The sequence below is a fragment of the Streptomyces sp. NPDC058086 genome, assembly GCF_042885015.1.
In the GTDB taxonomy this organism is placed as follows: domain Bacteria; phylum Actinomycetota; class Actinomycetes; order Streptomycetales; family Streptomycetaceae; genus Streptomyces.
Map to the genome: position 1 here is coordinate 23,610 of NZ_JBHVST010000064.1, position 10,571 is coordinate 34,180.

5 protein-coding genes and 1 pseudogene are annotated in these 10,571 nt (G+C 71.0%); 2 read left to right on the forward strand and 4 right to left on the reverse strand.

Annotated elements, in window-relative coordinates; genetic code table 11:
- Positions 1-74 precede the first annotated feature (74 nt).
- Positions 75-1,289, forward strand: a complete 1,215-nt coding sequence (locus tag ACFVWD_RS36885; RefSeq protein ID WP_389602440.1) for an RNA-guided endonuclease InsQ/TnpB family protein — start codon at positions 75-77, stop codon at positions 1,287-1,289.
- 53 nt (positions 1,290-1,342) lie between these two features.
- Here the strand turns inward: ACFVWD_RS36885 and ACFVWD_RS36890 are convergent.
- The 4 genes and pseudogenes from ACFVWD_RS36890 to ACFVWD_RS36905 all read right to left on the reverse strand — a co-directional run.
- Positions 1,343-3,496 (reverse strand): annotated as a pseudogene (locus ACFVWD_RS36890) (cupredoxin domain-containing protein); the annotation flags it as partial.
- On the reverse strand, positions 3,420-4,694 hold the full coding sequence (locus ACFVWD_RS36895; RefSeq protein ID WP_389602401.1) for a TIGR04053 family radical SAM/SPASM domain-containing protein: 1,275 nt from the start codon (positions 4,692-4,694) through the stop codon (positions 3,420-3,422). The gene ACFVWD_RS36895 and the pseudogene ACFVWD_RS36890, both read right to left, overlap by 77 nt.
- Positions 4,695-5,033: 339 nt before the next feature.
- The gene (locus ACFVWD_RS36900) at positions 5,034-5,537 is read right to left on the reverse strand and encodes a hypothetical protein (protein ID WP_389602402.1); all 504 of its coding nucleotides are present in this window, start codon (positions 5,535-5,537) and stop codon (positions 5,034-5,036) included.
- A 103-nt stretch (positions 5,538-5,640) separates the two neighbouring features.
- Entirely contained in the window at positions 5,641-6,471 is an 831-nt protein-coding gene (locus tag ACFVWD_RS36905) for a DUF2249 domain-containing protein (RefSeq protein ID WP_389602403.1), read from the reverse strand.
- Positions 6,472-6,871: 400 nt separating this feature from the next.
- Between ACFVWD_RS36905 and ACFVWD_RS36910 the strand changes: the two genes are divergently transcribed.
- Positions 6,872-10,570, forward strand: coding sequence for a nitrate reductase subunit alpha (locus tag ACFVWD_RS36910; protein ID WP_389602404.1), 3,699 nt, complete (start codon positions 6,872-6,874; stop codon positions 10,568-10,570).
- The last annotated feature ends 1 nt before the right edge of the window (position 10,571 follow it).

Genomic DNA, 10,571 nt, shown 5'->3' on the forward strand with positions numbered 1-10,571 from the left:
CAGCGTGATGACTACGCCAAATATGCAAATGTAATAGGATTGGGTGAACTCGACCGGAGGGGGCGGGCGTTGAGGTGATCCGTGCGTACAAGTTCCTCATGCGGCCCACCGTCCGTCAGGCTCAGGCACTGTCCGAGATGCTGCGGGATCACTGCTCCCTCTACAACGGGGCCCTGCAGGAACGCCGCGACGCCTACCGGCATGTCTCGAAGACGAGCGTCAGGTACGGGATGCAGTCCGCGCAGCTCAAGGACATCCGGGCATTCGACCCGGAGCGTCAGGGCCGCTGGTCGTTCAGTTCGCAGCAGACGACGCTGCGCCGTCTCGACAAGGCGTTCGCCGCGTTCTTCCGCCGGGTCAAGTCCGGCGACAGTCCGGGCTATCCGCGTTTCCGTGGGGTGACCTGGTTCGACACGGTGGAGTTCCCCAAGGACGGGGACGGCTGCCGATGGGACTCCACCCCGCACGACCCCGTCACCCGCGTCCGCTTCCAGGGCGTCGGCCACGTCAGGGTCAACCAGCACCGCGCCGTGGCCGACCGGGTCAAGACCGTGTCGGTCAAGCGCGAGGGCCGTAAGTGGTTCGTCGTGCTGAGTGCCGAGCAGGACCAGCCCGAACCGCTGCCCGCGACCGGCAGCGTGGTCGGGATCGACCTGGGCATCGCGAACTTCCTCGCCGACTCGAACGGCGAGTTCGTGCCCAGCCCGCGCCACGGCCGCCGGGCCGCCGCGAAGCTCCAGGCGGCGCAGCAGGCACTGTCCCGGTTCCCGCGCCGCAAGGCGAAGGACCGCACCGCCAGCCACCAGCGCGCGGTGGAGAAGGTCGCCCGGCTCCACGGCAAGGTGCGTCGCCAGCGGCTCGACCACGCACACAAGACCGCGCTCGGCCTGGTCCGCGCACACGACTTCATCGCGCACGAAGACCTCAGGATCCGCAACATGAGCAAGGCCCCCGCACCGAAGCCCGACCCCGGCCGGCCGGGCACCTTCCTGCCCAACGGGGCCGCCGCGAAGGCCGGGCTCAACACGTCGATCAACGATGCCGGATGGGGGGTGTTCCTGACGATCCTGCACGCCAAGGCTGAAAGCGCCGGACGGGACGTGATCGCCGTGGACCCCCGCAACACCTCCCGCACCTGCCCCGCATGCGGGCACACCGCGAAGGAGAACCGGCCCACACAGGAGAAATTCCACTGCGTCGCCTGCGGCCACCACGCGCACGCCGACACAGTGGGAGCCACCAACGTTCTACGGGCCGGGCTGGTCCGTCGCAACGCCAACCCGGCATAGCGAGAAGCCCCCGGGGGAGGAGTCACGTGCTGGAGCATCGGTGCGGTGCTGCAGTGGTACAGCCAGGCTCCGGCCTTCTCGGCGCGGAAGCGGTAGACCAGGCGTTTGCCTGGCTGGATGGTGTGCATGGGCTCGTCGGGGGCGAGGGAGCCGGCGTGGAAGTCGATGCCGTGGCCCATGGCCGGATCGTCGTTGACGAGGGTGACCTCGAAGACGTCGCCGACCTTGCCATGGAGGGTGGGGCCGGGTGCGGTGCCGCCGAAGGTCCACATCTGCTGCTTCACGCCCGGGGCCACTTCGACCGTGGTGTGGGCGACGTGCAGTTCGACCTTGTGGACCGTGCCGCCGGGCGCGGGGGCAAGGTCGGCGGTGCGCGGGCGCCAGCTGGAGGAGAAGTCGGCGGAGAGGTCCAGGCCGCCGCTGCCGGCGGCGGCCGACGTGTGTCCCTCGTGTCCGGTGTTGTCCGTTGCCGTGTCGTGCTTCACGACGATGTCCATGGTCATGCCGGCCGCCCGGTGGCCCGGCAGGGTGCACCACGCCTCGCGGTTCCCGGTGACCTGTCCGAGGTCGAGTACGTGGGTGTGGCCCTTGGCGAGCATCGGGGTGGTGGGGCCGTCCGCCACCTTGAGGTCGTGGCGCTGGGCGTCGGTGTTGGTGACCTTCAGCCGCAGGTCGGTGCCCGCGGCGACCTCGATCCGGGCCGGGCGGATGCGCATGTCGGCCAGGGTGACGGCGACCGTGGTGGTGCCGGCGCCTGCCGTCCCGGCGATGGCAGGGCCGTCGGTGTTCCCGCCAGTGTTCGCCACGAACACGGCCAGCACGATCAGTTCGGCCCCTGCGGCGGTGCCCCACAGGACGGGGCGCCGTGCCACACCGGCTTTGTCCGCGTCACGGAGGAGTCCCCGTCCGCTGCGGAGCAGCACGCGCACTGCCAGGGCAAGGAACGTGGCCCCGGCCGCCCCGGCAAGCAGCACACCCGCCGTGCCGACGGGGTCGGGCAGCGGAAGCCCGAGCAGGGCCACGCCAAGGTTGAGGACGGCGAGCCGAGGCATCCAGTACCGCTCCAGCACCGCCCGAAGTGCGGCCCGTTCCTTGGGACCGCTGGCGAGGACGATGGGCAGCAGGTAAGTGAGGGCCCCGATGAGGACCTGCGCGACGAGCCCGACGAGCAGTACCGGGACCAGGGACCCGATGTCGTCCTGTACCTCCGCGAGCGGCCGGACGGCCAGGACCACCAGGTCCGCCACCACGCCGACGCACAGCCATGCCGCAGCGGCGGCCAGCATCCATGCGGCGGCGGCCGAGATCGCGGGTCGTCGGCGCACCGTACGGGCGAACAACTGCACCGCGACGGCGACACCGACCGCGTAGCCGGCGATACCGAGTACGGCGGCGGGGCGCCACTCGGCCGCCAGGCCGGCGACGGCGGCCAGCAGGCCGCCCCCGGTCAGCGCCAGCACCCGGCGCGCCAGCCGGGTGGTGCGCTCGGCCATGCGCACGCCCAGCACGGTGGGCCACAGCATGAACAGCGTGCCCAGCACCGGCAGTCCGATCCAGCCGAGGAGCGTGACGTGCACGTGGGCCAGCTTCAGCCCGCTGTAGTGCTGCGGGCCGGCCTTGTCGGTGGCCAGCAGCCAGCCCAGCACCGCGCCGATGATCAGCGCCGCCGCGGCGGCCTGGTAATAGTCGGCGATCGGCGCGAGCCGGCCGCCCAGCGCCCCCCGGCCCATGCGGACCAGCACCACCAGATGCGCGGTGATGGCGGTGACCAGCAGCATGCACCCGGTGCCGGTCAGGTCCGGAAGGTCGGCCCACACGCCACTGAGGACGCCCACGACCCCGATGTTGACGCCGGCCAGCCGGGCGTTGCTCCACCGCCGTTCGGGCAGCGGGGCGTGGAGCATGGCGACGGCGAAATGCTCGCTCCACACCACGATCGCGGTGGTGGCCGCGCCGAGCAGGAACAGGTGGATGGCCAGCCAGCGGGCCACCGGCGGGGTTTGCTGGGCGCTCGCCGCGAGTAGCGCGAGCGCCACCCATGCCGCGACCAGGGCGTGGGCGATCAGGTGTCGGCTGCGCAGGCCGGATGCCTTGAGCCTGCTGGGCGGGCGGCCACCGCCCACGGCTGGGTCATCGTTCTTGCTGTACACGGTGCTCCTTGCCGCCGGGGGCGGCGGTCGGACCGGGACGAAGAGGCGGTGCCGCATGCGCGCCGCCAGGCAGCAGTGCCGCCAGCTCCCGCTGGTGCGGGAAGGAGCCGGGCACGTAGCCGCACCACGGCTCCTCGGCGTACGGGTCGCCTGTGACGCCGTAAGCGCGAGAGCACGAGCCGCCGCAGACGCGGCGGAACTCGCACGCCCCGCAGCGACCGCCGAGCATGTCGGCGGCCCGCAGGCCGGTGAACAGCGGTGAGGTTCGGTAGATCGACGTCAGCGGCGTCTTGCGCACGCTTCCTGCGCTCAACGGCAGGAAGCCACTGGGGTGCACGGTGCCAGTGTGCGAGACGAAGACGAAGCCGCGGCCCGCGTTGACATCCAGCGGCGGTCGCCGTACCCGGCGCGTGGCGGCATCCAGGCCCAGGTCGGCGGCCCTGTCGGTCAACACCTGGTAGAGCTGCCCGAGTCCGAGTACCGCCGCGTGGTCGTCGCCGCGGCCGGCGAGGACTTGGCGTTGCAGGGCGACGCGGCGGAAGTGGTGGGCCTCGGTGGTCTTGGCGGGCACGGTCAGGCCCACGTCGTAAACGAAGTTGAGGACGTCCTCCACCTCGCCGGGGGTCAGCGCGCCGAGGGTGCGGCCGCGGCCTGTGGGCACCAGGAAGAAGGCGCTCCACAGCATCGCGCCGTGCTCGGCGACGAGGCGGACGATGTCGGGGAGGTCGTGCAGGTTGTGCCGGGCAACCGTCGTGTTGATCTGCACCTTCATGCCGAGGGCGCGGGCGGTGTCCCAGGCGTCCAGGGTCCAGCGGAACACCCCGGGCACGCCGCGGAAGTCGTCGTGCAGTGCGGCGGTGGAACCGTCCAGGCTGAGCGAGAGCCCGGACGCGCCCGCAGCGTGAACGGCCCGCAGCCGCTCCTCGGTGAGCGTCGACGTGCCGGAGGGGGACACGGCCACCCGGACCCCGCTCTCCCTGCCGTAGGCGATGAGTTCGGTCAGGTCGGGGCGCTGGAACGGGTCGCCGCCGGTGATCACGAACAGCGGGGCGGGCTGCCCGAAGGCGGCCACCTGGTCCAGCAGGTCCTTGGCGGCTACGGTGTCCAGCTCTCGCGGATCGCGGTCGGGCACGGCTTCGGCGCGGCAGTGGCGGCAGGCCAGCGGGCAGGCCCGGGTGGACTCCCAGATGACGATGAACGGCCGGTCGGCCGCGTTGTGCCGCTGGCGGCGAATGGCATGGGCGGCTGCGCTCATCGTGCGGTCCTTCCCAGCGCTCTGGGGCTGTGTCCGGCCGCCCTGGAGTCAGGGCAGACGAGGCGGGCGGCTGGACGGTGACCGGGCCGGACGGGGCGTGGCACCCACCGCGAGCGACAGCGGTGGAATCGGCCTTGAGGGCGGTCGACGTGGTCGTGCACGGGATACCTCCGGATCGGTCGCCGTCAGCATCCACCGGCGGCGGTGGTCGGCGCGGCGGCCGATGGTCTTCGCAAACAGGGCCGATGGTCCCTCAGAACGGGAAAGCTGGGCTGTCGGGAAGCCGACGACCTGCCTGAAGGCGCCTGCGAGCGCCCCTGTCCCCCAAGCAGGGCGTGATCAGGACTGGTTCGGGGATCGGGGTGCCAGGGCGTCCGCGGTGACTACCAGCGCGGCTCCCAGGCCGGTCAGTGCGGCGCCCAGACCCGTGACCAGGGTCGTGAGGTGCCATGCCTGGTAGGCGGACATCAGCGAAGCGCGCAGGGACTGGCCCATGAACGCGGTCTGGCGCAGCTTGGCGAGCGTCTCGTCGTCGCCTCCGGCGGCGTGCAGCTCCGCCGTGATCTCGGCGTAGGTGCGACCACCGGTGGCATGGGCGAGGTTGCGCTTAATGAACTGAGCGTAGGCGTGGGCCTCGGGGCCGGTTTCCACCCCGCGGCCGACGTAGGCGGCAAGCTCGGCAGGCAGCCCGCGGTCGGGGAAGGTGATCTTCTGGGCGGCCAGCTCGGCTCGGATTTCCTTCCTGCCGCTGCGTCCGCGTAGCAGCATCACCGGCCCGGCGGCTGCCAGGGCTATACCGACCGTCCCGAGTAGGGTGCCGGCCCGACGGCGGGATCCGTCCATGACGTGTCTTCCTTCTTTCCTCGTGTGCTGCGGGTACGGCGGTGCGTGCGCGCCGGATGGAACAACATCCGTGCGCCGTTTGGAGGTGGGAGTGGCCTTCAAATCAGCGGTGGCTGAGCCTCAGCCGCCAGGCTTCGGGGCCGCGTTCCAGGTACTCCACCGCGAACATGCCGGGGCTGCGTTGTTCGATCTGCGCGAGCAGCGGCAGTGGGTCGTGGTGGGCGATCAGCAGCATCGCGGTGCCCGCCGGCACGGCGTCGAGGGCGCCGAAGACCGTGGCGTGGCGCAGGGCGTGCGGCACCTCCCTCACGTCCAGTTCGGGTTCGGCCGCCTCCTCCGTGCCACCGCAGCCGCACACCCCGCCGCAGCCGCCCGTTTCCTCGATCTGCTCTTGCATGTCCTGTCCCTCCTTGATGTTCTGATCTCGTTGGGCGTCCGCGGCGGGCACGTCACTCGCGAGCCGGTGGTGCATGTCCGCGAGCAGCTCCGCCAGGGAGACTTCGGGCGTCATGGCAAGCAGTGGCAGCACGAGGCCGTTCTCTTTGGCCACGTGTTCTTCGAAGATCACCTGCAGGGCCCGCGCGTCGGCCGCCGCCCCGGGCAGGCTGGGTGCGGCGCGCAGGGCGTCGACGAGCGTGGTGAGGCAGCGGTGTTCGCCGATCAGGCTCTCGATGAGCAGGCGGGCCTCGGGCATGCCGTGAGCTGCGGGGTAGAGCGCGGCTTCCTCGGCTGCGGCGTGCGGCAGCAGCGAGTGGTCGCAGAAGGTGACGAGACCGGCGTGGATCTTCTCAGCGGCGCTCGGGTCGCGGTCCACGGCAGTGAGCAGCATCTTCACGCGTCCGGCCAGTTCCCCGGCCAGTCGGGCGTGGTGCGCCTCCGCGCCTTCGAGGGCCGTGGCGTCCTTAGGGTCCGAGGCGAGGGTGAGCACGCTCATGGTCGTGTCTCCAGCAGGTCGGGCCGGCGCGGCCGGCCGATGCGGGTGGGGATGGCATTCCGGGTGCCGACTCTCGGGGCGGATGCCGCGTCCGGCCGCAGTGAGCGGCCGGACGCTCGACCGAACCGGGCGCCACGCGCCGTACACGCTGTGCCTGCGGCGGCCGGGGACGGGGGAGTGGCCGCCCGGCAGGCACGGAATGCGGTCGTGCAGATGGGCATCTGCGGTTCGATCAGTGCCCAGCATGCATGCCAGGCGCCGCCGACTCCCCCGCCGACCGGACCCCAGCACGGGGACCATTGGTCCCTATTACGACCAGCCAGACAGGGCCGGAAGGCCATCCGGCAGGGACCGCCAGCCCCAGGTGCACCATGGCCTGCGGCTTCTAGCGTTCCCAGCCATGGAGAACGATCAGAACGCACGGCGCCAGGCGTCGCACGCCGGGGAAGGCTGGCCGCTGGCAGCCCGCAGACTGCTGACGCGCCGTGAGGTGTCGGCCGACGGACGCGCCGTGTTCGGCGAGGCCGACGGCAAGTGGGAGGGCTTCTACCGGGACCGGTGGGCCCACGACAAGGTGGTGCGCTCCACACACGGCGTGAACTGTACGGGTTCCTGCTCCTGGATGGTGTACGTCAAGGACGGCATCATCACTTGGGAGCACCAGGCCACCGACTACCCGTCCATCGGCACCGACTGCCCGGAGTACGAGCCCCGCGGTTGCCCGCGGGGCGCCTCCTTCTCCTGGTACACCTACTCCCCCAGCCGGGTCCGCTACCCGTACGTGCGCGGCGCGCTGCTGAAGCTGTGGCGCGAGGCACGCAAGCGCCTCGGAGACCCGGTGGCCGCCTGGGCCGAGATCACCTCCGACCCGGCGAAGGCCCGTGCCTACAAGAAAGCCCGGGGCAAGGGCGGCCTGGTGCGTGCCGACTGGGACGAGGTCAGCGAGCTGATCGCCGCCGCCCACGTGCACACCGTCAAGGCGTACGGCCCCGACCGCGTCGCCGGCTTCTCCCCCATCCCCGCGATGTCGATGGCGTCATTCGCGGCCGGGGCGCGGTTCATGTCGCTGATCGGCGGCACCCTGCTGTCGTTCTACGACTGGTACGCCGACCTGCCGATCGCCTCCCCGCAGGTCTTCGGCGACCAGACCGACGTACCGGAAGCCGCGGACTGGTGGAACGCCGGCTACCTGATCATGTGGGGCTCCAACATCCCCGTCACCCGCACGCCCGACGCGCACTTCCTCACCGAGACCCGCTACAACGGCACCAAGGTCGTCGCGGTCAGCCCCGACTACGCGGACAACGTCAAGCACGCCGACGAGTGGCTCGCCCCGCACCCCGGCACGGACGGGGCGCTGGCGATGGCCATGGGGCATGTGATCCTGCGCGAGTTCCTCGTCGACCGCGAGGTGCCGTACTTCCAGGACTACCTGCGCAAGTTCACCGACGCCCCGTTCCTGGTGACCCTGCGCGAGCACGAGCGCGGTCTCGTCCCGGACGGCTTCCTGACCGCCGCCGACCTCGGACACGGCACCGAACACGCCGAGTCCAAGACCGTTCTCCTCGATGCGGCCACCGGCGAACCCGTCGTGCCGAACGGCTCGCTCGGCTTCCGCTGGGCGAAGGAGGAGCAGGGGCGCTGGAATCTCGAACTCGGCGACGTCGTGCCCGAGTTGAGCCTGCTGGAGCGGGCCGAGGACACGGCCGAGGTCGCGCTGCCCCGCTTCGACGAGGGCGCCACGGAGGGCGGCTCGGTCCTGGTGCGCGGTGTGCCGGTGCGCCGGATCGGCGGCCGCCTCGTCACCACGGTCTTCGACCTGATGCTCGCGCAGTACGGGGTGCGGCGCGACGGTCTTCCGGGCAGCTGGCCGTCGTCGTACGAGGACGCGTCGGAGCCGTACACCCCGGCCTGGCAGGAGACGATCACCTCCGTGCCGGCGGAGCAGGCGGCCCGTATCGCCCGGGAGTTCGCCCGCAACGCGGAGCGCACCAACGGCCGGTCCATGATCGCTCTGGGTGCCGGCACCAACCACTGGTTCCACTCCGACACGATCTACCGGGCCTTCCTGGCGCTGATCACGATGACCGGCTGCCAGGGCGTCAACGGCGGCGGCTGGGCCCACTACGTCGGCCAGGAGAAAGTCCGCCCGGTCACCGGGCAGCAGCACCTGTCGTTCGCTTTCGACTGGCAGCGGCCCACCCGGCACATGGCGGGCACCTCCTACTGGTACCTGAACTCCGACCAGTGGCGCTACGAGGCGTTCGGGCCGGACGAGCTGGCTTCCCCGCTCGGCGAGGGACGGTTCCAGGGCAAGGGGTTCGCCGACTGCCTGGCGCAGGCCGTTCGGCTGGGCTGGACACCAGGCCACCCCGGCTTCAACCGCAACCCCCTCGACCTGACGGAGGAAGCAGCCGCCGCGGGCCGGCCGGTCGCCGAGCACATCGTCGACGAGCTGAAGTCGGGGCGGCTGCGGTTCGCCGCCGAGGACCCCGACGACCCCGCCAACTTCCCGCGCGTGCTCACCGTCTGGCGGGCCAACCTGCTCGGCTCCTCCGGCAAGGGCAACGAGTACTTCCTGCGCCACCTGCTGGGCACGGATGCGGCCGTCCGCTCCCAGGAGACCCCGCCCGAGGCACGACCCAAGGAGGTGGTGTGGCGGGAGGAGGCCCCCGAGGGCAAGCTCGATCTGCTGGTCACCATGGACTTCCGGATGACCTCCACCAGCCTGCTCTCCGACGTCGTCCTGCCGGCTGCCACCTGGTACGAGAAGGACGACCTGTCCAGCACGGACATGCACCCCTTCGTGCACGCCTTCACCCCGGCCATCGCCCCGCCCTGGCAGGCCCGCACCGACTACGACACCTTCCTGACCATCGCCGACAAGTTCAGCGAGCTGGCCGCCGAGCACCTTGGCACCCGTACCGACGTCCTCGCGGTGCCGCTGCTGCACGACACCCCCGACGAACTCGCCCAGCCCGGCGGGGTCGTGCGGGACTGGAAGACCGGCGAGTGCGAGCCGATCCCAGGCAGGACCATGCCGAAGCTGGTCGTCATCGAGCGGGACTACGCCGCGACCGCGCAGAAGATGCGTGCCGTCGGCCCGCTGCTGGACACCCTGGGCACCACCACCAAGGGCGTCACCGTCCACCCGAACCAGGAGCTGGACGAGCTGCGTCACCGCTGCGGGACTGTCCGGGACGGGATCGCCGCCGGGCGGCCCTCGCTGGCCACCGCCTCCGACATGTGCGAGGCGATCCTCGCCCTGTCCGGTACCACCAACGGGCGCCTGGCCACCGAGGGCTTCCGGGAACTGGAGCGGCAGACCGGCAGCGAGGGCCTGGTGGAACTCGCCGCCGAGCGGGAGGCCGAGCGGATCACCTTCGCCGACACCCGCACCCAGCCTCGGGCAGTGATGACCTCCTACGAGTGGTCGGGCTCGGAGACCGGCGGGCGCCGCTACTCCCCGTTCGTCATCAACACCGAGCACAAGAAGCCCTGGCACACCCTCACCGGCCGCCAGCACTTCTTCGTCCAGCACGACTGGATGGCCGAACTCGGCGAGCAACTGCCGGTGTACCGGCCCCCGTTGAACACGCCTCGGCACTACGGTGACGAGCGCCTGCACGAGAACGACCGCGCCGAGGTCACGGTCCGCTACCTGACCCCGCACTCGAAGTGGTCCATCCACTCGAACTACCAGGACAACGCCTACATGCTGGCGCTGTCCCGCGGCGGCCCGGTGATCTGGATGTCCACCGCCGACGCCGAGAAGATCGGTGTGAAGGACAACGAGTGGATCGAGGCGTACAACCGCAACGGCGTCGTCGCCGCCCGCGCCGTGGTCACGCACCGGATGCCCGAGGGCACGGTGTACATGTACCACGCCCAGGACCGCAACGTGAACGTGCCGAAGACCGAGGTCAGCGGCAAGCGTGGCGGCATCCACAACTCGCTCACGCGCCTGCTGCTCAAACCGACGCATCTCGCGGGTGGCTACGCCCAGTTCACCTACGCCTTCAACTACTACGGCCCGACCGGCAATCAGCGCGACGAGGTCACCGTCATCCGCCGCCGCAGCCAGCAAGTGGAGTACTGAC

Excerpts from the sequence above, each read along its gene's own strand:
- ACFVWD_RS36895 (WP_389602401.1), bottom strand. The coding sequence starts at position 4,694 with ATGAGCGCAGCCGCCCATGCCATTCGCCGCCAGCGGCACAACGCGGCC.
- ACFVWD_RS36900 (WP_389602402.1), bottom strand. The coding sequence starts at position 5,537 with ATGGACGGATCCCGCCGTCGGGCCGGCACCCTACTCGGGACGGTCGGT.
- ACFVWD_RS36905 (WP_389602403.1), bottom strand. The coding sequence starts at position 6,471 with ATGAGCGTGCTCACCCTCGCCTCGGACCCTAAGGACGCCACGGCCCTC.
- ACFVWD_RS36910 (WP_389602404.1), top strand. The coding sequence starts at position 6,872 with ATGGAGAACGATCAGAACGCACGGCGCCAGGCGTCGCACGCCGGGGAA.